The 21631-nt window shown below is 58.3% G+C and carries 19 protein-coding genes; 3 read left to right on the top strand and 16 right to left on the bottom strand.

Translation table 11 applies throughout. The features are described from left to right. Positions 1 to 5 precede the first annotated feature (5 nt). The gene (locus G0034_RS15980) at positions 6 to 1520 is read left to right on the top strand and encodes a tripartite tricarboxylate transporter permease (RefSeq protein WP_179121084.1); all 1515 of its coding nucleotides are present in this window, start codon (positions 6 to 8) and stop codon (positions 1518 to 1520) included. On the opposite strand, the gene menE is transcribed toward G0034_RS15980, so the two are convergent. From menE to G0034_RS16020, 8 genes are all read right to left on the bottom strand, one after another. Continuing rightward, positions 1521 to 2882, bottom strand: a complete 1362-nt coding sequence (menE, locus tag G0034_RS15985; RefSeq protein ID WP_179121085.1) for an o-succinylbenzoate--CoA ligase — start codon at positions 2880 to 2882, stop codon at positions 1521 to 1523. Next, positions 2879 to 3844, bottom strand: coding sequence for an o-succinylbenzoate synthase (menC, locus tag G0034_RS15990; RefSeq protein ID WP_047344834.1), 966 nt, complete (start codon positions 3842 to 3844; stop codon positions 2879 to 2881). Before menC ends, menE begins: the two co-directional genes overlap by 4 nt. Next, complete coding sequence (gene menB / locus G0034_RS15995) at positions 3844 to 4701, bottom strand: 1,4-dihydroxy-2-naphthoyl-CoA synthase (RefSeq protein ID WP_013098093.1); 858 nt, start codon at positions 4699 to 4701, stop codon at positions 3844 to 3846. Before menB ends, menC begins: the two co-directional genes overlap by 1 nt. Next, positions 4698 to 5474 (bottom strand): 2-succinyl-6-hydroxy-2,4-cyclohexadiene-1-carboxylate synthase, encoded by a 777-nt coding sequence (menH, locus tag G0034_RS16000; protein WP_179121086.1) that lies wholly within the window; start codon positions 5472 to 5474, stop codon positions 4698 to 4700. Before menH ends, menB begins: the two co-directional genes overlap by 4 nt. Then, positions 5471 to 7141, bottom strand: a complete 1671-nt coding sequence (gene menD / locus G0034_RS16005; protein ID WP_014884627.1) for a 2-succinyl-5-enolpyruvyl-6-hydroxy-3-cyclohexene-1-carboxylic-acid synthase — start codon at positions 7139 to 7141, stop codon at positions 5471 to 5473. Before menD ends, menH begins: the two co-directional genes overlap by 4 nt. Positions 7142 to 7229: 88 nt before the next feature. After that, positions 7230 to 8525: an isochorismate synthase MenF gene (gene menF, locus G0034_RS16010; RefSeq protein WP_047344837.1), complete on the bottom strand. Its 1296-nt coding sequence runs from the start codon at positions 8523 to 8525 to the stop codon at positions 7230 to 7232. A gap of 86 nt (positions 8526 to 8611) precedes the next feature. Continuing rightward, a complete protein-coding gene (gene elaB, locus G0034_RS16015) occupies positions 8612 to 8917 on the bottom strand; it encodes a stress response protein ElaB (protein ID WP_008500219.1) in 306 nt (101 codons plus the stop codon). A gap of 53 nt (positions 8918 to 8970) precedes the next feature. Continuing rightward, complete coding sequence (locus G0034_RS16020) at positions 8971 to 9432, bottom strand: GNAT family N-acetyltransferase (RefSeq protein WP_023338569.1); 462 nt, start codon at positions 9430 to 9432, stop codon at positions 8971 to 8973. 71 nt (positions 9433 to 9503) lie between these two features. Here G0034_RS16020 and rbn point away from each other — a divergent pair, with 71 nt between their 5' ends. After that, a complete protein-coding gene (gene rbn / locus G0034_RS16025) occupies positions 9504 to 10421 on the top strand; it encodes a ribonuclease BN (protein ID WP_096218061.1) in 918 nt (305 codons plus the stop codon). 64 nt (positions 10422 to 10485) lie between these two features. Further along, a complete protein-coding gene (locus G0034_RS16030) occupies positions 10486 to 11490 on the top strand; it encodes a chemotaxis protein (RefSeq protein WP_014884631.1) in 1005 nt (334 codons plus the stop codon). A gap of 93 nt (positions 11491 to 11583) precedes the next feature. Here the strand turns inward: G0034_RS16030 and nuoN are convergent, their stop codons facing one another. The 8 genes from nuoN to nuoG all read right to left on the bottom strand — a co-directional run bounded on the left by nuoN (position 11584) and on the right by nuoG (position 21609). Then, positions 11584 to 13041: an NADH-quinone oxidoreductase subunit NuoN gene (gene nuoN / locus G0034_RS16035; protein ID WP_179121087.1), complete on the bottom strand. Its 1458-nt coding sequence runs from the start codon at positions 13039 to 13041 to the stop codon at positions 11584 to 11586. 6 nt (positions 13042 to 13047) lie between these two features. Next, the gene (gene nuoM, locus G0034_RS16040; protein WP_014884633.1) at positions 13048 to 14577 is read right to left on the bottom strand and encodes an NADH-quinone oxidoreductase subunit M; all 1530 of its coding nucleotides are present in this window, start codon (positions 14575 to 14577) and stop codon (positions 13048 to 13050) included. A 76-nt stretch (positions 14578 to 14653) separates the two neighbouring features. After that, positions 14654 to 16495, bottom strand: coding sequence for an NADH-quinone oxidoreductase subunit L (gene nuoL / locus G0034_RS16045; RefSeq protein WP_014884634.1), 1842 nt, complete (start codon positions 16493 to 16495; stop codon positions 14654 to 14656). Further along, positions 16492 to 16794: an NADH-quinone oxidoreductase subunit NuoK gene (gene nuoK / locus G0034_RS16050; protein ID WP_003861496.1), complete on the bottom strand. Its 303-nt coding sequence runs from the start codon at positions 16792 to 16794 to the stop codon at positions 16492 to 16494. The genes nuoL and nuoK overlap by 4 nt, the downstream gene beginning before the upstream one ends. Next, positions 16791 to 17345, bottom strand: a complete 555-nt coding sequence (gene nuoJ / locus G0034_RS16055) for an NADH-quinone oxidoreductase subunit J (RefSeq protein ID WP_008500212.1) — start codon at positions 17343 to 17345, stop codon at positions 16791 to 16793. Before nuoJ ends, nuoK begins: the two co-directional genes overlap by 4 nt. A 10-nt stretch (positions 17346 to 17355) precedes the next feature. Further along, positions 17356 to 17898, bottom strand: coding sequence for an NADH-quinone oxidoreductase subunit NuoI (gene nuoI, locus G0034_RS16060; protein WP_003861491.1), 543 nt, complete (start codon positions 17896 to 17898; stop codon positions 17356 to 17358). Between the two features lie 13 nt (positions 17899 to 17911). Beyond that, positions 17912 to 18889, bottom strand: a complete 978-nt coding sequence (gene nuoH, locus G0034_RS16065) for an NADH-quinone oxidoreductase subunit NuoH (protein ID WP_008500211.1) — start codon at positions 18887 to 18889, stop codon at positions 17912 to 17914. Next, a complete protein-coding gene (gene nuoG, locus G0034_RS16070; protein ID WP_023330966.1) occupies positions 18886 to 21609 on the bottom strand; it encodes an NADH-quinone oxidoreductase subunit NuoG in 2724 nt (907 codons plus the stop codon). Before nuoG ends, nuoH begins: the two co-directional genes overlap by 4 nt. Positions 21610 to 21631: the final 22 nt, after the last annotated feature.

Consider the following 21631-nt stretch of genomic DNA (forward strand, 5'->3'; position numbering starts at 1 on the left):
ACGCTATGGATACCTGGATTTACCTCTCACAGGGGTTCGCCGTGGCGATGACCCCGGAAAACCTGGTGATTGCCCTGATCGGCTGTTTCGTGGGCACGATTGTCGGCCTGCTACCGGGTCTTGGACCGATCAACGGGGTAGCAATTTTACTTCCGCTGGCCTTTGCCCTGCATCTGCCTGCGGAATCGGCGCTGATCCTGCTGGCAACGGTCTATATCGGCTGTGAATATGGCGGGCGCATCTCGTCGATCCTGCTTAACGTGCCGGGAGATGCGGCGGCGATCATGACCGCGCTGGATGGCTATCCGATGGCGCGACAGGGTCGTGGGGGCGTGGCGCTCTCCATTTCAGCGGTCAGTTCGTTCTTTGGCTCGCTGGTTGCCATTGGCGGCATCATTCTGTTTGCGCCTGCGCTGGCCCAGTGGTCGCTGGCGTTTGGTCCGGCAGAATATTTTGCCCTGATGGTGTTTGCCATAGCCTGTCTCGGCAGCATGATGGCGCAAAATCCGCTCAAGTCGTTTTTGTCCGCGCTGATTGGCTTAGGGTTAGCCACCGTCGGCGTGGATGCCAACACCGGGGTCTATCGCTTTACCTTCGACAGCGTTCACCTGTCCGACGGCGTGCAGTTTATCGTGGTCGTGATTGGTCTGTTCTCTGTCTCTGAAATCTTACTGATGCTGGAACATACCAGCAGCGGGCAGACGCTGGTGCGCAAAACCGGCCGAATGCTCTTTAGCGCTAAAGAGGGCGCGCAGTGCATCGGCACCACGCTGCGCTCATCGGTAATTGGCTTCTTTGTCGGCATCCTGCCGGGCGCCGGGGCCACCATCGCCAGCGCCATTACCTACATGACCGAGAAAAAGCTCAGCGGCAACAGCGACAGCTTTGGTAAAGGCGATATTCGCGGCGTGGCGGCGCCTGAGGCGGCCAATAACGCCTCGGCCTGTGGCTCGTTTATCCCGATGCTGACCCTTGGCGTACCGGGCTCCGGCACCACGGCGGTGATGATGGGCGCCCTGACGCTCTACAACATCACGCCGGGACCGGCAATGTTTACCGAGCAGCCGGATATTGTCTGGGGGCTGATTGCCGCCCTGCTGATCGCTAACGTGATGCTGCTGGTGATGAATATCCCGCTGATTGGGCTGTTCACCCGCATGTTGACCATTCCCCTGTGGTTCCTGGTCCCGGCGATTGCCGCCGTCTCTGCTGTAGGGGTGTACGCGGTGCACAGCACCACGTTTGACCTGGTGCTGATGGTGGTCCTGGGCGTGCTGGGATACATACTCCGTAAGATGCACTTCCCGATGTCACCGCTGATTCTGGGGTTCGTGCTTGGCGAGATGCTGGAGCAGAACCTGCGCCGCGCGCTGTCCATCAGTAACGGCAATATGTCGATCCTGTGGGACAGCAGCGTCGCGAAGGTCCTGTTAGCGCTGGCAATCATGGTGATTGTGGTGCCGCCGGTATTACGCCTGCTGCACCGTCGCCAGCGCAAACCGGAGCCGGATATCGGATAATTACGCCGACAGCTGGGCATTCACCCACTGTTTTAACGCCTGGCGGGAGATCTTAATCCCGCCATTTTTTAGCTCCGCCGGCAGTACCAGCCAGTGGACCGGCTGCTCAAAGCGCGCCAGTCTGCCCTGGATCCAGTCAGGAAATTGCGCGATATCCGTTCCCGGCTCGCACTCCACCACCGCCACCGGACGTTGTCCAAACTCGGCATCGTCCAGCGGGACGATAAACACCTGGTTAATCTGCGGGTGTGCGGCGATAACACGTTCCAGCGATTCCGGCTGGATCCCCTCTCCTCCGCTGAAAAAGAGATTGTCTATGCGGCCTAAAATCGTCAGTCGCCCGTTATGCCATTCCCCACGGTCGCGGGTGGCGAACCATCCCTGCGCATTGGTCAACGGCATCAGCGCATCGTCCCGCCAGTAGCCGGAAGCCATACTTTCAGCCCTGATCCAGACTTCACCGTCAACGACCTGCACCTCTCTGCCCGGCAGCGCATACCCTACGTCCGGCTCTCCGTCTGCCTCTTTCGCACAGACGGTAGAGGCAAACTCGGTGAGGCCGTAACCGCAGAAGGAGTGAATACCCTGTTCGCGCGCCTGCTGTGTTAAATCAACGGGGATTGCAGCCCCGCCCAACAGCACCGCTTTCAGTGCAACAGGCTTGTGACGATTAAGCAGACGCCAGAGCTGGGTCGGCACCAGCGAGGCGTGGGTGCAGCCGCGTAACGCCTGTTCCAGAGGTTGTTTCTCGCGCACCGTTAAGCGTGCCCCGGCCACCAGCCAGCGCCATAAAATTCCCTGACCGGAAACGTGAAACAGCGGCAGCGAAAGGAGCCAGTCGTCGTTGTCCCCATAGGGCATCAGCGACAACACGCCGCGTGCGCTGGCAAGGTGGGCGGCACAGGTATGCACCGCCGCCTTCGGTAGCCCGGTCGAGCCGGAGGTGAGCGTCATCGAGGCCAGCCGCGCCGGTTGCCATGCAACGCGGTACGCGTCGGCTGGCTCACGCATGCTCAGGGCAGGAAGAGCGTCGTAGCTGCCGTCCAGCACCAGCGCAAAGCGCAGGGTCATCTGGGGGAGCAGCACGTCCAGCAGCGGACGCGGCAGCTGTGGATTCACTGGAAGAATACGCGCGCCGCACTGGAGCAGCGCCAGCCATGCCATCAGCGTTTGCGGGTGGTTATAGGCCAGCAGCAGAACACCGTCACCCTCCTCCACCCCCTGCTGATGAAAGCCCGCGGCAAGGCGATCGATACGCGTGCACAGCTGTTGCCAGCTCAGCGCGTCGTCGTTCAGCCTGAGAGCAGGTTTATCGGCAAACTGCGCACACCAGTGCCGCCATGGCCAGTCGGTAAAACTCATAGCAGCGGCTCCAGCGCCTCAACGCTGAGGCACGGCAGCGCGCTGTCCGGCCACTGGCGGAGAAGCTGAGCCTGCATCAGGTTCAGCGTATCGAGGCCGGGGACAGCGTCAGGCGTTAACCAGGCGGCAATACGTGCCAGTTGGGTCAGCCCAAGGCTGGACTCAATCGACGAACTGATCACCGCCGTCAGACCCAGCGCATGCGCCGCGGCAACCTGCTCGCGGACCTTCGCCAGGCTGCCGGTTAACGTCGGTTTAATCACCACTGCGCTGACGCCCGGCTCGGCAATAAATTCAAAATCGTCTTCGCGCAGGCTTTCATCCCAGGCGATAGCAATCCCCGTTTCACGAGCAAACGCGCGCGAATCGTCGCGGGTTTTGCACGGCTCTTCCAGGAAGGCGATGCGGCTGCGGTACGCCGGGTTGACGTATTTCGCAAACTGCTGCGCCTTAAGCGGCGTCCAGGCGCGGTTTGCGTCAAGACGCAGGTGCAAATCGGGAATCGCTTCCAGCAGCAGGTTGGCAACCATTCCGTCGCGCACCGCTTCGTAGAGACCGACCTTAATTTTCGCCACTTTCTCGCCCGGCATGGTGGAGAGCAACGCAAAGAGCTCGTCCGGGTCGCCCGTGCACAGCGGTGCCGCGCGGTAATTGCCCTCTTCCGGCAGGCTGCCCTCCAGTTCTGCCAGCGCACAGCTGATACCAAAGGCCGCAGAAGGCACGTCCGGCAACGCCGGGTTCGCGCCCTCGCGCCACGCACCTGCCCACGCCAGCAGCGCAGCCTTTGCATCATCGAGCGATTCCAGGCTAAAGCCCGGCAGCGGCGAAATCTCGCCCCAGCCTTCTCGCTCACCCTGCTGGAGATGCACAAAGAAGCCATCACGGGTTTTTAACCGCCGTTCACGCAGCACCACGCCCGCGTCCATCGGTATCTGCCAGCGGTAAACCTGCGCGCGACGCATTACGGGTTCCGTTTGTATTTGCTGAAATCAGGCTGGCGTTTTTCGTTAAACGCGTTGCGTCCTTCCTGACCCTCTTCGGTCATGTAGAACAGCATGGTGGCGTTGCCCGCCAGCTCCTGCAGGCCCGCCTGACCGTCACAGTCAGCGTTGAGTGCCGCCTTCAGGCAGCGCAGCGCCATTGGGCTGTTTTGCAGCATTTCACGGCACCAGCGGACGGTCTCTTTTTCGAGATCGGCAATCGGTACCACGGTATTCACCAGGCCCATATCCAGCGCTTCCTGGGCGTTGTACTGACGGCACAGGAACCAGATTTCACGCGCTTTTTTCTGCCCGACGATGCGCGCCATGTAGGAAGCGCCCCAGCCGCCGTCGAAAGAGCCCACTTTCGGACCGGTCTGGCCGAAGATGGCGTTCTCGGCGGCAATGGTCAGGTCACACATCATGTGCAGCACATGACCGCCGCCGATGGAGTAACCCGCCACCATCGCCACCACTGGTTTCGGGCAGGTGCGGATCTGGCGCTGGAAATCGAGCACGTTCAGGTGATGCGTACCCGCATCGTCCTGGTATCCGCCGTAGTCACCGCGCACTTTCTGATCGCCACCGGAGCAGAAGGCTTTCTCACCTTCGCCGGTCAGGACAATCACGCCGATGTTATCGTCATAGCGAGCATCCGCCAGGGCCTGGATCATCTCCTTGACGGTCAGCGGACGGAAGGCGTTACGCACCTGCGGACGGTTGATGGTGATTTTGGCGATGCCGTCAGCGGATTTGTGGTAACGAATGTCGGTGTAGCCTTCGGAGCAGTCTTGCCATTCGACCGGCGCGTAAAGCATGTTTTCATCAGGATAGATCATAGAGTGTCCTTTGTTCGAAGACGCAGTATCTGAGCCAGACTCGCGGCGACCGCAGCGGGGTTTTCCCGGTGGGCGTTGTGTCCGGCGTTTGGAATTTCATGGCGAACGGCGTGCAGTTCAGCGGCAAGGGCCGCGAACTTTTTATCACGTTCGCCATAGAGGTAATCAAAAGAGAAATGGCGGGTGCTGAGCGCGGGACGTAAATCCGGCTGCCCGGCCAGCGAGGTCGCTTCAAGCATTTTCGCCAGCGTTATGCCGTTGTTTTGGCTGCGCAGGGTAATAAGCGCCTTCCGCTCAGCGTCCGGGAGAGAGGCAAACACCGGCTGCTGGTACCAGTCAGCAAAGACCTTATCCAGCGGTTCGGTGCGAAAACGTGTCGCCCAGCGGTGGTCGGATACCCGCCGCGCATGGCGATCGTCGGCGTTCTGCAGGCCCGGATGTCCGCCCTCAACCATCACGCCCAACAGCCCCTTCGGCTGCTGGCAGGGGTGAAACATCGCAATGCGGCCGCCGAGGGAGTACCCCACCAGCCAGAAATTCAGTATGTTGTAACTAAGCAGAGTCCGGGTCAACAAATCGCTCATCTCCTCGAACCCCGTCACGGTAATATTCCGGGATTCACCGTGCCCCGGCAGGTCAAGATAGAGCCGGGGATACTCGCTCAGCGTCTCCCCGACAACCTGCCACTCGCGGCAGTCTCCGGAAAAACCGTGCAAAAAGACCAGCCAGGGATAGCCTGGTTCTCCGGTCTGCTGCACGCCTGCGAGGATCACAGCTGGCTCACCTGTGCCAGCAGGCTTTGCAGGCTCTGCGCACCGTCGGCATCGTTCACGACCAGCTCAATCAGCGTCGCGCCCGGTTGCTTCCAGGCGCTGCTTAGCGCTGTTTCCAGCTGTTCCCAGCTCTCCGGGCGGTGATATTTCAGGCTGAACATTGCCGCAGCATGTTCAAACTGCACGTTCTGCGGCATCAGATAGAAACGCTCACGCTCGCTCTGGGGCGTTGGCAACAGAGAGAAAATCTGCCCGCCGTTGTTGTTCACGACGATCAGCACAAACGGTGCGGAAGCCTGACGCAGCAGCGCCAGCGCGTTGAGATCGTAGAGCGCGGAGAGATCGCCCACGATCGCCAGCGTCGATTTCGCGCTGGCGCGCTGCACGCCCGCCGCCGTCGAGATCAGCCCGTCGATGCCGCTGGCGCCGCGGTTGCTATAAACCGGGTAGCCCGCAGGCAGCTTCGAAAAGGCATCAATCAGACGCACCACCAGGCTATTACCGACAAACAGCTGGCCCTGTTCAGGCAGATACTGACGAATACGGTGCGCCAGACCGGCTTCGCTGAATGTCTCACAGTGCGCTTTGGTGATTTCCCACGCCTGACGAGATAATTCGGGGATTGCCACCGCCCAGGGTTGACGTTTTTCCGCCGGATGCAGTTCCAGCCAGCTCTCAATGTTGCTCACCAGACGGCGGCCGCGATGGTGCGCCGGGTCAAGCCGCCCTTCCAGCGGGTCGACCAGCCAGTACTCTTCCGGCGTGCAGGTCGCCTGCCACTGCAGCAGGCGTTTCCCGGTCAGGCTGGCGCCGATCTGGACCACTATCTGCGCCTGTGAAAGCTCAGTGACCGCCTTCGCATTCCCGAGCCAGAGATCGGCGCACGGCAACGGCTGACCGGTCTGGGAAAGCACATCGCCAATCAGCGGCCAGCCGAGGGTTTGCGCCCATTCGGCGACCCGCCGGCCTTCGGCGGCGCTCATGCGCCCGGCAATAACCACGCCGCGTTTTTGGCGCCAGAAGAACCAGTCGCGCTGTTTCGCGCTCTCAAGATGCGTTTGCCCGCGCAGCCACGGTTTTTCACTCTGCCACCAGTTACCGAGGGAGCGCTGCCAGTCAATGCCGGTATCGTCCAGTTCGCCATACAGCGGCTCGGCAAATGGACAGTTAATGTGCAACGCCCCGCTGCGCAATGTCTCCATGGCGTGATCGACCGTGGAGACCAGCCAGCTTGCCGGAATATCCTGGGTAGGACGCGGCAGCGAAACCGTCTGCGAAGGATGCGAAGAAAAGAGTCCCGGCTGACGAATGGCCTGATTCGCTCCGCAGTCGATAAGCTCAGGAGGACGGTCGGCCGTCAGCAGGATCAGTTTTTCACCGGTTAGCCCCGCTTCAATCAGGGCCGGGTAGAGGTTCGCCACGGCGGTACCGGAGGTGACAATCACCGCCACAGGTTCTTTGCTGACCTTTGCCAGCCCAAGCGCCAGATGCCCAAGGCCACGCTCATCAAAATGGGTGTGGTGAATCAACGCCCGGTTTTCGGCGGCCGCCAGCGTCAGCGGCGTTGAGCGAGAACCCGGTGCAATACACACGTGCCTGACGCCATGGCGCGTCAGGGCTTCAAGGATCACCGCCGCCCAGCGTCGGTTAAAAGAACTTACTGACATGAGATTGCCCGGTATCAAGAATGCGACACAGTATAAATAATAGAAAAAATTGGAATTTTGATATGAATCGGGATTGCGCGAATCAGTATTAATCCCTAAGGAGCAGAGAGCGCAAGCCAGCAGCTTTGTTTTCGATCTCCTGCCACTCCTGCTCCGGGTCAGATCCGCTGACGATGCCCGCCCCGGCGTAGAGCCGCAGGGCGTCATCCTGGACGCGCGCCGAGCGCAACGCCACACAGAACTCGCTTTGATCGGGCGATAAATACCCGGCCGAACCGGCGTACCATTCGCGGTTGAAAGGCTCAACGTTGTGGATAAACGCACGCGCGGGCTGTCGCGGAAGGCCGGCAACAGCGGCTGTCGGCTGGAGCACATGCAGACACAATTCGTCATCGGCCTGTTTTAGCTCCGTCCAGATACAGCGTCGTAAATGCTGTACTTTACGCAGCCGGACGACCTGAGCAGGCAATACCTCAAGCGTCTGCGTATGGTGCTGAAGACGCTGACAGATATCTTCCACGACCAGCATATTTTCACGCTGGTTTTTATCATCATTCAGCAACCACTCGCCCAGGCGCTGCGCCTGTTTATCATCCGTATGGCTGGCGACGGTGCCCGCCAGCGCTTCGGTGCGCAGCAGCTTGCCACGTCGCCGCCAGAGGCGCTCGGGCGTGGAGCCGAGGAACGCGTTGCGGGCGTCGAATACCATGCAGAAATGATAGCAGTTGAGATTCAGGGCGCGGCTGGCGGCCATCAGAGCGACAGGATTAACCCGCTGTTTACACTGCAGATCGGTGGCCCGGGCAAGCACGACCTTTTCGAAATCGCCGCGCGCGATAGTCTCCGTCGCCTTGCCGATAAGGGTCAACCATTCCGGTTTTTGCGGCAGATGCGTTTCGCGCTCAACCTGGACAGACAGCGGACGAATGGCTCTGGCTGGACGGAGTTGCTGGAGTAATTCCAGGGCAGTGCACGCGTCGTCCTGAAGCGAGCTATCGCTCCACAGCTGCAGGCGCAAGGTGGCGTTGCCAGCGGTACGTCGCCAGAGCAGGCGCGGCAGAAAAAGACTGCCCTGCTCCGGGCTGAATGCGTTGAGGCCGCAGATGCGAGTCTCTTTTGGCGCATGTTCTGCACGCAAAAACTGTGAGGCCAGCGCCAGAGAGGAAAATTGGGTGACCGCCCCCAGCGCAGCCAGCTCTTCATCACCGTTACGCTGCTGCCAGTAAAATTGCGGATAGCACTGCTGCTCGCCAAGCCAGGCGAGAGGATCGAAGGCGTCGTTTAACGGGAAAGAGACGTCGAAATGACGCAGGCCGGGTGTGGCGGGTAACGCTTGCGAAAGCTGGGTTTGCAGTTGCTCCAGCGCAAGGAAAATCGAATTCACGCGAACCTCTCCCTGTTAAAACCGCATATTATACGGGGTACTGAACATAAATAGCAGTACCCACGTATAGGGAGTGGTTAAGCGGCTTAACGACGGGCCAGCAGCAGGCCCAGCACCAGCCCTACGGCAGCACCCACCCCAATGCCCTGCCACGGTTTTTCATGGACATAGTCATCGGCACGATAAACCGCTTTTTTGGCACGGTAGTAGTAAGTATCAGACGCATGGCTGACGCGGTTTTTCACTTCATGCAGCGCCTGTTCAGCACGGGCTTTTAACTCAATATATTTCTGATCGGCAGGGTCGCCCGAGGAACGTAACACCTCTTCCAGCGTTTCGCTCAGCAAAGCCAGGTCGTCGTCGATACGGGTATCCCAGGATTGAAATGACATATTTTTCTCCATGTTAGTACACCAGTCCGCTAACTATAGACAACGACGTGCCATTACGCCTGTTTCACTTCCCGTGCCATGCCGATGTGCGGGATGCCATCTTCGTCATAAACGTCGGTAACCGGCGTAAAACCAAAATGGCCGTAGAAGGGTTGCAGGTGCGCCTGCGCGCCCAGGTATAACGCCTTGTCCGGCCACTGTTTCCGACACGCATCCAGCGTTTTTTCCATCAGCTGATAGCCGAGTTTTTCGCCCCGTGCTTTGTTGCTGACAATGACGCGACCTATCACGACGGGCTCAAAATCGTCCTCGCTTTTCAGAATCCTCGCATACGCCACCAGCTCGTTATCCTTCCAGCCGAGAATATGACGGTTTTCCCCTGTGAGATCATCACCGTCGATATCCTGATACGGACAGGTTTGTTCAACCACAAACACTTCGCAGCGCAGTTTGAGCAGCGCGTAGAGCGACTGAACGGTGAGCTCACTATGGTGTAAATCTTGCCACTGGATCATCTCTTTCTCCTTCCTGGGGTTCATCACGTTATACTAAACCCCTCCCCGTTCGGCAAAGGGCTGATTGCATTATGGAACTGATTTTTCTGGGGACGTCTGCTGGCGTGCCAACCCGATCACGAAATGTGACCGCGATACTGCTGGATCTTAAACATCCCACCCGTGGCGGGCTATGGCTGTTTGACTGTGGTGAAGGGACACAACATCAGCTTTTACATACCGCTTATCACCCCGGCAAGCTGGATAAAATTTTCATCACTCACCTGCATGGCGACCATCTTTTTGGCCTTCCCGGCTTGCTTTGCAGCCGCTCAATGGCCGGTAATGCCAACCCGCTGACGATTTATGGGCCTGTGGGAATCCGGGAATTTGTTGAAACCACGCTACGCCTCAGCGGCTCCTGGACCGACTATCCGCTTGAGGTCGTTGAGATTACCGAAGGCCTGGTTTTCGACGATGGGGATTATCAGGTCACCGCCCGACCGCTTAATCATCCGGTGGAGTGCTATGGCTACCGCATTGAGGAACACGACAAACCCGGCGCGCTGGATGCCGCCGCGCTCATCGCCGATGGCGTAAAGCCTGGACCGCTGTTCCAGCGCCTGAAGCACGGACAGCACGTTACGCTGGAGGACGGGCGCATCATCAACGGCCAGGATTATCTCGCCGCACCTCAGCCGGGCAAAAAACTGGCCATTTTTGGTGACACGGCACCGTGCCCTGCCGCCGTTCAGCTTGCTAAGGGCGTGGACGTGATGGTGCATGAAGCCACGCTGGAGACGGCGATGGAAGAGAAAGCCAACAGTCGGGGCCATAGCTCAACGCGTCAGGCGGCGCTGCTTGCCCGTGACGCAGCTGTCGGCAGGCTCATTATCACCCATGTCAGCTCGCGTTACGACGCGCGGGGGTGCGAAAGCCTGCTGGCAGAGTGTCGGGCGCTGTTCCCGGAATGTGAGCTGGCCGAAGATTTCGCTAAGGTCAGCGTTTAGCCCTTCATTTTTCCCTCAGGATGCCGATAACGATTAAAAGGCCAGCATTTCTCTCGAGGGTAGAATGGATAATTTCCAGAAAGATATTGATGACAGGGCGAATCTGACCCTGTCGAACCGTTTTGAACTGTTGCTGTTCCGTCTTGGCACCTCTCTGAACGACAACAAATCCGAGCTGTTTGGTATTAACGTTTTCAAGCTGCGCGAAATTGTACCGATGCCGGAGTTCACGAAACCTGCCGGCATGAAGTCTCCGCTGATGGGGATGGTGAATATTCGCGATCAGGTGATCCCGGTGATCGATCTGGCCGCCGTGGCGGGCTGTAAACCCACTACCGGGCTGAACATCCTGCTGATTACCGAATATGCCCGCAGCGTGCAGGCGTTTGCCGTGGAGTCGGTTGAGAACATCATGCGTCTGGACTGGAAGCAGGTGCACGCGGCGGAAACTGCCGTCAGCGGGCGCTACATCACCAGTATTGCCTGCCTGGACGAGAAGGCCGATACCAACGAACTGGCGATGGTGCTGGACGTTGAGCAGATCCTGTATGACATCACCCCGGCGAACCACGACCTGCACGCCACGAATCTGAAGACCACTAAATTCAACATCAAGCCGGGTTCTGTGGCGATTGTGGCGGAAGATTCCAAAGTGGCGCGCTCGATGCTTGAGAAAGGTTTGCAGGCGATGGAGATCCCGGCGCAGCTGCATATCACCGGTAAAGATGCGTGGGAAAAAATTAGCCTGCTGGCCGCTCAGGCGCAGGCCGAAGGTGTGCCGATCACCGATAAGATTGCCCTGGTGCTGACCGACCTCGAAATGCCGGAGATGGACGGTTTTACGCTGACGCGCAAAATCAAAACCGACCCGGTACTGAAGGATATTCCGGTGGTGATCCACTCTTCCCTTTCCGGCAACGCCAACGAAGACCATATTCGCAAGGTGAAGGCGGACGGGTACGTGGCGAAGTTTGAGCTGAACGAGCTGTCGTCGGTGATTGAAGAGGTGCTGGATCGCTCGATGAAGAAGATTGATGGGCCGTTGATTAGCCGCAAGCAGCTGGCTTAGGTCTGGTGCGGGCTGGTGCCCTCACCCCGTCCCTCTCCCACAGGGAGAGGGAGAAAACCATAAAAAAAACCCGCCGAGGCGGGTTTTTTGTTTTTACATCAACGGCATCGCTCGCTGCACGATATCAATCAGCGGCTGCGGATAGATACCGAAGATCAGCACCAGCAGGGCTGAGATAAGCACTACGATACCACCGGCGCTGTACTGCCAGTTAGATGGCGCATCGCGGTTGAGCTGCTGAGGCGCGCTCAGGTAGAGGCTCACGGCAACGCGCAGGTAGTAGTAGAGACCAATCGCGGAACCGATAACCACACCGGCAGTCAGCCACCACAGGTGTGCCTGCACACCGACGGCCAGCACGTAGAATTTACCGATAAAGCCCAGCGTCATCGGGATACCCGCCAGAGAGAGCATCATCACGGTCATGACCGCGGACAGGATCGGACGGTGCCAGAACAGACCACGGTAAGAGAACAGTGAGTCGGCATCCGGGCCACGGTATGGGCTGGACATCAGGCTCACCACGCCGAAGGCGCCGAGGCTGCTGAACAGGTAACCGGCCAGATACACGCCCACGGCTTCCATCGACATTTCACCGCTCTGCAGCGCAATCAGCGCCACCATCAGGTAGCCCAGATGAGAGATGGACGAGTAGCCCAGCAGACGCTTGATGTTGGTCTGGCTCAGCGCCATCAGGTTACCGAAGATGATGGAGACGAACGCGATGATGCCCAGCACCACGCGAACCGCTTCACTGTCACCCACCGGCGCGTACAGGAACAGACGCATGACCACACTGAAGATAGCGATTTTGCTCGCTGTCGCCAGGAAGGTCGACACCGGCGCAGGCGCGCCCTGGTATACGTCTGGTGTCCACAGGTGGAACGGAACCAGTGAGAGTTTAAAGCCAAGGCCTACAATCATCATGCCCAGACCCGCCAGCAGCAGCGGCTCGTGGAGCATGCCGTCGCCGAGGCTCTTGCCGAGCGCCATGAAAGAGAGGTTACCGGACTGTGCGTACAGCAGCGCAATACCAAACAGCAGGAACGAGGACGCAGCAGCAGACAGGATGGTGTACTTGATGCTTGCTTCCAGAGAGCGCTTTTGACGGAAGGCGTAACCAATCAGACCGAACAGCGGCAGAGAGATCAGCTCAATACCGAGGAACAGCGCGGCCAGATGGTTAGCATTCGCCAGCAGAATGCCGCCCAGCGCGGCAATCAGAACCAGCAGATAAAACTCTTCTTTGTTGTCGTTGTAGCCTTCGAGCCATGGGTACGCAAAGGTACAGGTCGCCAGGCTCGCCAGCAGCACCAGACCGGTGTAGAGCATGGCATAGCCGTCAACGCGCATCAGCGGCGTGACGTCCATCGCACCGCCCTGGCCAACAAACCAGAGAGAGACTAACGCGGCGTTCAGGCCGATGACCGACAGCGTGGCATTCAGGAAGTGATTGCGTCGCCACGCAATGGAGAGCATCACAACCACCACCGTCAATCCGACGATCAGCAGCGGTAGCAGCGCAATCAGTTGTTGTGGAGTTATTGTCATGGCGATTTACGGCCTTGTAGTAGAAGCAGAATTAACAAACCACTGCTGGATGTTGCCCATCGCACTGTGCGAGGTATCCAGAATCGGCTGCGGGAAGAAGCCCAGCAGCACCAGCAGTACGACCAGCAGCAGGATGATGAACAGCTCACGCAGCGACATCCCCGGCAGTTCTTGTGCAGCAATTTCGCTCTTCGCTTTACCGAAGTAAGCGCGGTGCAGCATCGCCAGCGAGTAGACGGAAGCGAACACCAGACCAAAGGTGGAGATCACGGTGATCACCGGCACCACTTTGAAGCTGCCGAACAGAATCATAAATTCGCCGACGAAGTTACCGGTGCCTGGCATCCCCAGGGTGGCAACCGCGAAGAACATGGAGAGCGCTGGCAGCCATTTAATTTTGCTCCACAGACCGCCCATCATGCGCATGTCACGCGTGTGCAGACGTTCGTACAGCTGACCACACAGGATGAAGAGGCCGGCAGCGGACAGACCGTGCGCAATCATCTGGATCACCGCGCCCTGGTACGCCAGCTGGCTGCCGGTGTAGATGGCAATCAGCACGAAGCCCATGTGGGAAACGGAGGTGTAGGCAATCAGACGCTTGATGTCGTACTGCGTGAAGGCCATCCAGGCACCGTAGAAGATACCGATCACACCGAGCCACATGGCAATCGGGGCAAACTCAGCGGACGCATTCGGGAACAGCGGCAGCGCGAAGCGCAGCAGACCGTAGGCCGCGGTTTTCAGCAAGATGCCCGCCAGGTCAACGGAACCCGCAGTGGGTGCCTGAGAGTGCGCGTCTGGCAGCCAGCCGTGCAGCGGAACCACCGGCATTTTCACCGCGAATGCGATGAAGAAGCCCAGCATCAGCAGGTATTCAACGCCGTGTGACATCGGGGTTTTCAGCAGATCTTCGTAGTTGAAGGTCCAGATGCCCGTTGCGTTATGGTGAACAAACACCAGTGCCAGAATGGCAATCAACATCACCAGACCGCTCGCCTGGGTGTAGATGAAGAACTTGGTCGCCGCCGTGATACGCGTTTTACCGTCGGATGCCTTGTGGCCCCACAGCGCGATCAGGAAGTACATCGGCACCAGCATCATCTCCCAGAAGAAGAAGAACAGGAACATGTCGATGGCAAGGAACACGCCGATCACGCCGCCCAGGATCCACATCAGGTTCAGGTGGAAAAAGCCCTGGTATTTTTCGATTTCTCGCCAGGAGCAGAGTACCGCCAGAACACCGAGCAGACCGGTCAGCACCACCATCAGCAGCGACAGACCGTCAATCGCCAGGTGGATGGTGATACCGAAACGTGGGATCCAGGGCAGGATGAACTCAGACTGCCACTGCGGGATGCCCGCAGACTGGGTCAGTGAGTAACCGCCCTGCAACCACAGTTGCAGGCCAAGCGCGAGCGTCAATCCCATGGTGATCAGCGCGATCCAGCGCGGCATCTTCACGCCAAAGCGTTCAGTCTGCCAGCACAGGAAGCCGCCGATGAAGGGAATTAATATTAGCCAGGGTAGTAACATGGCGATTTACATTCCTTTTTAAGGCCCCCAGCAGGGGCCTGATTTTCAACGAATTCGAATAAAATTCACTTAACGATCAACGCAACACCATCAGCAGCGCCAGCACGACAACCGCACCGATGCTCATGGACGCCACATACCAGCGCAGGTAACCGTTCTCGCTGTACAGCAGGCCTTTACCTGCAAAGCGGGAGAGGATCGCCGGGATATTCATCAGGCTGTTCAGTGGGTCGCGCTTCAGCAGCCACGCAATGCCCAGGAACGGCTTAACGAAGATCATGTCGTACAGCCAGTCGAAGCCCCACGCGTTGTACCACCAGGTGCCCAGCAGACGGCCAGGCGCGCTGTTGGCAACGGCGGTCACCAGCGTGCGTTTGCCCAGCCACAGCCATGCCGCAATCAGGATGCCCGCAATAGCGACTACACCGGAGGTGATTTCAAGCGTCAGAACGCGACCGTGCTCAAGCTCGGTGGTGTCTGGCAGTACGCCCTGCAGCGGCGGCACAATCATTGCGCCAACGAAGGTGGACAGTACCAGCAGCACAATCAGCGGCAGGTGGTGGGTAATCCCCTTCCCTGCGTGAGCGTGAATTTGTTCTTTACCGTGGAATACGATGAAAATCATACGGAAGGTATACAGGGAGGTCATGAATGCACCGACCAGACCCGCAACCATCAGATTGATATGACCATTCGCCATGGCACCCGCAAGGATTTCGTCCTTACTGAAGAAGCCCGCGGTGATCAGCGGCAGTGCCGCCAGCGCCGCGCCGCCCACCAGGAAGCAGACATACACCAGCGGAATGGACTTACGCAGTCCGCCCATCTTGAAGATGTTCTGCTCGTGGTGGCAGGCCAGAATCACCGAACCGGATGAGAGGAACAGCAGCGCTTTAAAGAACGCGTGCGTCATCAGGTGGAAAATGGCCGCGTCCCACGCCTGAACGCCCAGCGCCAGGAACATATAACCAATCTGGCTCATGGTGGAGTACGCGAGAACGCGTTTGATGTCGGTCTGTACCAGCGCAGCAAAGCCTGCCAGCACCAGCGTGACCGCACCGACGATACCCACCAGATGCAGAATTTCCGGGGTCATCAGGAACAGGCCATGGGTACGCGCAATCAGGTAGACACCGGCGGTGACCATGGTCGCGGCGTGGATCAGTGCGGAGACAGGGGTTGGACCCGCCATCGCGTCGGCCAGCCATGTCTGCAACGGCAGCTGTGCGGATTTACCCACAGCGCCACCCAGCAGCATCAGCGTTGCCCACCACAGCATGTTGTTGCCTGCAGCGAAGTGCGCTGGCGCCAGTTCCACCATTTCGCGGAAGTTCAGCGTGCCCAGTTCGTTGTAAAGAATGAACAGCGCGAAAGCGAGGAAGACGTCACCCACGCGGGTCACGACGAACGCTTTCATGGCCGCTGCGCCATTCTTCGGATCGGTGTAGTAGAAGCCAATCAGCAGGTAAGAACACAGACCCACGCCTTCCCAGCCCAGATACATCAGCAGCAGGTTATCGGCCAGCACCAGAACCACCATGCTGGCGATAAACAGGTTGGTGTAGGCGAAGAAGCGGGAGTAACCCTCTTCACCGCGCATATACCAGGAGGCGAACATGTGGATCAGGAAGCCAACGCCGGTGACCACGGAGAGCATGGTCAGCGAGAGGCCGTCCAGCACCAGGTTGAAGCCGATGTTGAAATCACCGACCGACATCCAGGTCCACAGCGGCACGCTGAAAGGCTGACGTCCGTTGTTAAAGAAGTCGATCCCCGCATACGCTGTGACCAGCGCAGCCAGACCGATTGAGCCAATGCCCACGGTCGCAGACAGATTCTCAGACCAGCGGCCGCGAGAAAACGCCAGCAGCACGAAGCCAATCAGCGGAAAAATAATGGTTAAGGCAAGCATGTTCATCCACGCAACTCACTTACTGAATCGATGTTCAGATTCTGGCGGCGACGATGGAGCTGCAGCAACAGCGCCAGGCCAATACTCGCTTCGGCAGCCGCGAGGCTGATGGCGAGAATGTACATCACCTGACCATCGGTCTGGCCCCAGTAGCTTCCGGCGACCACGAAGGCCAGCGCGGAGGCGTTAATCATGATTTCCAGACCGATCAGCATAAACAGCAGATTGCGGCGGATAACCAGACCGGTCAGACCCAGAACGAATAAAATCGCAGCGAGGATCAGTCCATGTGTTAAGGGGATCATGCGCGCTCCTCCGTTTTTCTTTTCGCGCGGTCGTCAGTGCGGTTGCTCAGCACCTCGCCAGCACGCTCTTCGCGACCAACGTGGAAAGCAACCACCAGGCCTGCCAGCAGCAGCATAGAGGCCAGTTCCACCGCCAGAACGTATGGGCCAAAGAGCGTGATACCCACCTCTTTAGCGCCGATCGGCGTGCCGTCGATGCCCTGATCGTTCACGCCCAGAATGGCGTAAACAATCACCACCAGCATGATGGCCGACAAAATTGCCGGGCCAATCCACACCTGCGGTTTTAACCACTGACGTTCCTGCTCAATTTCAGAGCCGCCCAGGTTCAGCATCATCACCACGAACACGAACAGCACCATAATGGCCCCGGCGTAGACGATGATTTCCAGCGCACCGGCGAAGTGTGCGCCCAGTGCGAAGAACACCCCGGAGATAGCCAGTAGCGAGATGATTAAGTACAGCAGCGCATGCACCGGATTGGTGTGCGTAATCACTCGCAGCGTAGCCAGGATGGCGATAAGGCCACAGATATAAAAAGCGAATTCCATTGCCCTCTCCTTACGGTAACAGGCTCTTGACGTCGATAGGCTTAGCTTCGTTCTCTGCTTCGCCCTTATCTTTGCCGTCGATTGCCATACCCGCCATCCGGTAGAAGTTATATTCCGGGTATTTGCCCGGACCGGAAATCAGCAGATCCTCTTTCTCGTACACCAGGTCCTGACGCTTGTACTCACCCAGCTCGAAGTCTGGAGTCAGCTGAATCGCCGTGGTTGGGCACGCTTCTTCACACAGACCGCAGAAAATGCAGCGTGAGAAGTTGATGCGGAAGAACTCAGGGTACCAGCGGCCATCTACCGTCTCTGCTTTCTGCAGAGAGATACAGCCGACCGGACACGCTACCGCACACAGGTTACAGGCAACGCAGCGCTCGGAACCGTCCGGGTCGCGCGTCAGCACAATACGGCCACGGTAGCGCGGCGGCAGATATACCGGCTCTTCCGGGTACATCCGGGTTTCGCGTTTGGCAAACGCGTGCAGGCCGATCATCCAGATACTGCGTACCTGGGTACCGAAGCCTACCAGTAATTCTTTTAAGGTCATGGTCTATAGCCCCTTATGGCTGCTGCCAGAGAATGACAGCTGCCGTTACCAACAAGTTGACGAGCGTCAGCGGCAGGCACACTTTCCAGCCGAAGGACATTACCTGGTCATAACGTGGACGCGGTAACGCTGCGCGAATCAAAATGAACATCATCATGAAGAACGCGGTTTTCAGCGCGAACCAGATGAACGGCGGTAAGAACGGGCCATGCCAGCCACCAAAGAACAGCGTTACCATCAACGCGGAAATGGTGACGATACCGATGTACTCGCCCACGAAGAACAGACCGAACTTCATACCGGAATATTCAATGTGGTAACCGTCGGCCAGTTCCTGTTCGGCTTCTGGCTGGTCAAACGGGTGACGGTGACACACTGCCACGCCCGCGATAGCAAAGGTAATAAAACCAAAGAACTGCGGGATAACGTTCCAGATGTCAGCCTGGTTGTTGACGATGTCGGTCATATTGAATGAACCGGCCTGCGCCACCACGCCCATCAGGGAGAGTCCCAGGAACACTTCGTAGCTCAGCGTCTGCGCGGAAGCACGCATTGCACCCAGCAGCGAGTATTTGTTGTTACTGGACCAGCCTGCGAACAGGACCGCGTAAACCGCGAGGCCTGCCATCATCAGGAAGAACAGAATGCCAATGTTCAGGTCTGCGACCACCCAGGTCGGGCTAACGGGAACGATAGCAAATGCCAGCAGCAGCGAGGTGAAGGCGATCATCGGCGCCAGCGTAAAGATCACGCGGTCCGAGAAGCGCGGGATCCAGTCCTCTTTAAAGAACATCTTGATCATGTCCGCGACCAGCTGGAGTGAACCACCCCAGCCCACGCGGTTCGGTCCGTAACGGTTCTGGAACAGACCGAGCAGACGACGTTCACCGAAGCTCATGAACGCGCCGCAGGTGACCACCACCAGCAGGATAACAATCGCTTTCAGAATGCTCAGCAGGATGTCGATAAGATCCGGCGTTAACCAACTCATGCTTTTGCCTCCTGCAGATTATCAAGACGCGCACCCGCCAGAACCGGCGCGATGCCTGGCATACCCATCGGCAGACCCACCTGCCCTGCTGTCAGACTTTCAGAGATAATCAGCGGCAGGCTGATGGTCTGGCCGTCATAGCTAAAGGCAATATTCGCACCCGCGTTAACGCCAAGCTTTGCGGCATCCGCCGGGTTGAGCTTGATATACGGCTGCGGCATACGGGTCTGGAAGACAGGTGAACGCTGGGACAGCTCGTCGCTACCGAACAGATGGTAGTACGGCGCAATACGCCAGCTACCGTCCTGGGCCTGGAAGCTTGCTGGCACGGTCGTGAAGAAATCCAGACCGGTTTCAGACGCTTCAATCAGACGCACGCCCGGATCGCCGTGGCGCAGGGAACCGCCCACTTCAGCCTGGAACTTGTTCCACGCCTGCGGGGAGTTCCAGCCCGGAGCCCATGCGAACGGGATTTGCGAACGCGGCGCAGACGGCTGGTTGTTCCCTTCCATTGAGAAGGCGAACATGGTGTCTTTATCCTGCGGCTGACGCGGTTCGTGTACGCTGATGTTGGCACGCATTGCGGTACGGCCACTGTAGCGGTGCGGTTCACGTGCCAGTTTCTGGCCGCGAATACGGAAGCTTGCTTCAGGGGCTGCATCTTTAATGCCCGCCAGCTGAGGCAGTTTTTCCACCACCGCGTCGATAACGTGGTCAAGCTGCGTCCAGTCCACTTCACGGCTCTGTACGGTGCTGTGCAGGGAGTGCAGCCAGCGCCAGCTTTCCAGCATCACGGTGTTGCTGTCGTAGTACGCCGGATCATAGACCTGGAAGAAACGCTGTGCGCGACCTTCGTTGTTGATAACGGTACCGTCACTTTCTGCGAAGCTTGCCGCAGAGAGCACCAGGTGTGCTTTGTCCATGATCGCGGTGCGCTGATGGTCGATGACCATGACCAGCGGTGCTTTGGAGAGCGCGGCGTCAACGCGAGCGGCAGAAGCATGGCGATGCAGGTCATTTTCCAGCACTACAACGGCATCCGCAGAACCAGACTCCAGTTCGCTTAACGCCGCTTCCAGCGAGCCGCCGCCAATCATACCCAGACCAATGCTGTTCACCGCACGGGCAATCATGGTCACACCAACATCTGCACCACGGCCTTTCAGCGCTTTAGCCACGTTAGCTGCCGCCTGAATGATCTCCGCGCTACCGGCGTTGGTACCGGAAATAATCAGCGGTTTCTTCGCACCTGCCAAAGCCTGAACAATCACGTCAACCTTGTTTTGCAGATCGCGATCCAGTTCAACGGCGGGAGAGTTGTTGTCCAGCGCGTGGGCGATGGCAAAGCCAAGGCGTGCCTGATCTTCAACCGGCGCGCAGTAGGTCCACGCAGCGATATCGTCCAGACGGGTATTGTCGACGTTGGTCACAAACAGAGGATGCTTCGCACGCTGACCAATGTTCAGGATCGCCGCAATCTGCCAGTCAGCCACTTTCTGCGCGGCAGCCATTTCACGTGCTTTTCCTTTCACCGCCTGACGAACCGCCAGAGCCGCGCGTGCGCCGGTCTGAGTCAAGTCTTCACCCAACACCAGAACCGCATCGTAGGATTCAATTTCGCGCAGCGCAGGGGTATGAATACCGCCTTCACGCAGCACTTTCAGAACCAGCTGGAGACGTTCCTGCTCGCCCTCGGCGATGCCGGTATAGAAGTTCTCAGCCCCAACCAGCTCACGCAGCGCAAAGTTGCTTTCGATGCTGGCGCGCGGGGAACCGATACCGATCACTTTCTTAGACTGACGCAGAATATCTGCCGCGCCCTGCATCGCCTGCTCAGCGTTCAGGGTAATGAAGTCGTCGCCACGGCGCTGAACCGGCTGACGCGGACGGTCTTTCAGGTTCACATAGCCATAGCCGAAACGACCGCGGTCGCACAGGAAGTAGTGGTTAACGGTACCGTTGTAACGGTTTTCGATACGACGCAGTTCGCCGTAACGCTCACCCGGGCTGGTGTTACAGCCGAGGGAACACTGCTGGCAGATGCTAGGCGCAAACTGCATGTCCCATTTACGGTTGTAACGCTCGGAGTGGGTTTTATCCGTGAATACGCCGGTCGGGCAGATTTCTACCAGGTTACCGGAGAACTCGCTTTCCAGCGTTCCGTCTTCCGGGCGACCGAAGTAGACGTTGTCATGCGCGCCATACACGCCCAGATCCTGACCGTCTGCGTAGTCTTTGTAGTAACGCACGCAGCGGTAGCAGGCGATGCAGCGGTTCATTTCGTGAGAGATGAACGGCCCCAGATCCTGGTTACGGTGGGTACGTTTAGTAAAGCGATAGCGACGGAAGCTGTGACCGGTCATTACGGTCATATCCTGAAGGTGGCAGTTACCGCCCTCTTCACAGACCGGACAGTCGTGCGGGTGGTTGGTCATCAACCACTCCACCACGCTTTCGCGGAACTGTTTGGCTTCTTCGTCATCAATCGAAATAAAGGTGCCTTCGGTGGCTGGCGTCATACAGGACATCACCAGGCGACCACGCGTGTCTTCCGCGTTTTGATATTGCTTCACCGCACACTGGCGGCAAGCACCGACGCTGCCCAGCGCCGGATGCCAGCAAAAGTACGGAATATCGAGGCCAAGAGACAGACAAGCTTCCAGAAGGTTGTCCGCCCCGTTGACTTCGTATTCTTTGCCGTCTACATGAATCGTAGCCATTAGCATGCTTCCAGTTGGCTCG

The sequence above is a fragment of the Enterobacter sp. T2 genome, assembly GCF_010692925.1.
Classification (GTDB): domain Bacteria; phylum Pseudomonadota; class Gammaproteobacteria; order Enterobacterales; family Enterobacteriaceae; genus Enterobacter; species Enterobacter kobei.

Coding starts and splice junctions, on each gene's coding strand:
- nuoI (WP_003861491.1), bottom strand. CDS start 17,898: ATGACCTTAAAAGAATTACTGGTAGGCTTCGGTACCCAGGTACGCAGT.
- menC (WP_047344834.1), bottom strand. CDS start 3,844: ATGCGTCGCGCGCAGGTTTACCGCTGGCAGATACCGATGGACGCGGGC.
- nuoH (WP_008500211.1), bottom strand. CDS start 18,889: ATGAGTTGGTTAACGCCGGATCTTATCGACATCCTGCTGAGCATTCTG.
- nuoL (WP_014884634.1), bottom strand. CDS start 16,495: ATGAACATGCTTGCCTTAACCATTATTTTTCCGCTGATTGGCTTCGTG.
- nuoG (WP_023330966.1), bottom strand. CDS start 21,609: ATGGCTACGATTCATGTAGACGGCAAAGAATACGAAGTCAACGGGGCG.
- nuoN (WP_179121087.1), bottom strand. CDS start 13,041: ATGACAATAACTCCACAACAACTGATTGCGCTGCTACCGCTGCTGATC.
- G0034_RS15980 (WP_179121084.1), top strand. CDS start 6: ATGGATACCTGGATTTACCTCTCACAGGGGTTCGCCGTGGCGATGACC.
- nuoJ (WP_008500212.1), bottom strand. CDS start 17,345: ATGGAATTCGCTTTTTATATCTGTGGCCTTATCGCCATCCTGGCTACG.
- rbn (WP_096218061.1), top strand. CDS start 9,504: ATGGAACTGATTTTTCTGGGGACGTCTGCTGGCGTGCCAACCCGATCA.
- nuoK (WP_003861496.1), bottom strand. CDS start 16,794: ATGATCCCCTTAACACATGGACTGATCCTCGCTGCGATTTTATTCGTT.
- menE (WP_179121085.1), bottom strand. CDS start 2,882: ATGAGTTTTACCGACTGGCCATGGCGGCACTGGTGTGCGCAGTTTGCC.
- elaB (WP_008500219.1), bottom strand. CDS start 8,917: ATGTCATTTCAATCCTGGGATACCCGTATCGACGACGACCTGGCTTTG.
- G0034_RS16030 (WP_014884631.1), top strand. CDS start 10,486: ATGGATAATTTCCAGAAAGATATTGATGACAGGGCGAATCTGACCCTG.
- G0034_RS16020 (WP_023338569.1), bottom strand. CDS start 9,432: ATGATCCAGTGGCAAGATTTACACCATAGTGAGCTCACCGTTCAGTCG.
- nuoM (WP_014884633.1), bottom strand. CDS start 14,577: ATGTTACTACCCTGGCTAATATTAATTCCCTTCATCGGCGGCTTCCTG.
- menB (WP_013098093.1), bottom strand. CDS start 4,701: ATGATCTATCCTGATGAAAACATGCTTTACGCGCCGGTCGAATGGCAA.
- menD (WP_014884627.1), bottom strand. CDS start 7,141: ATGTCAGTAAGTTCTTTTAACCGACGCTGGGCGGCGGTGATCCTTGAA.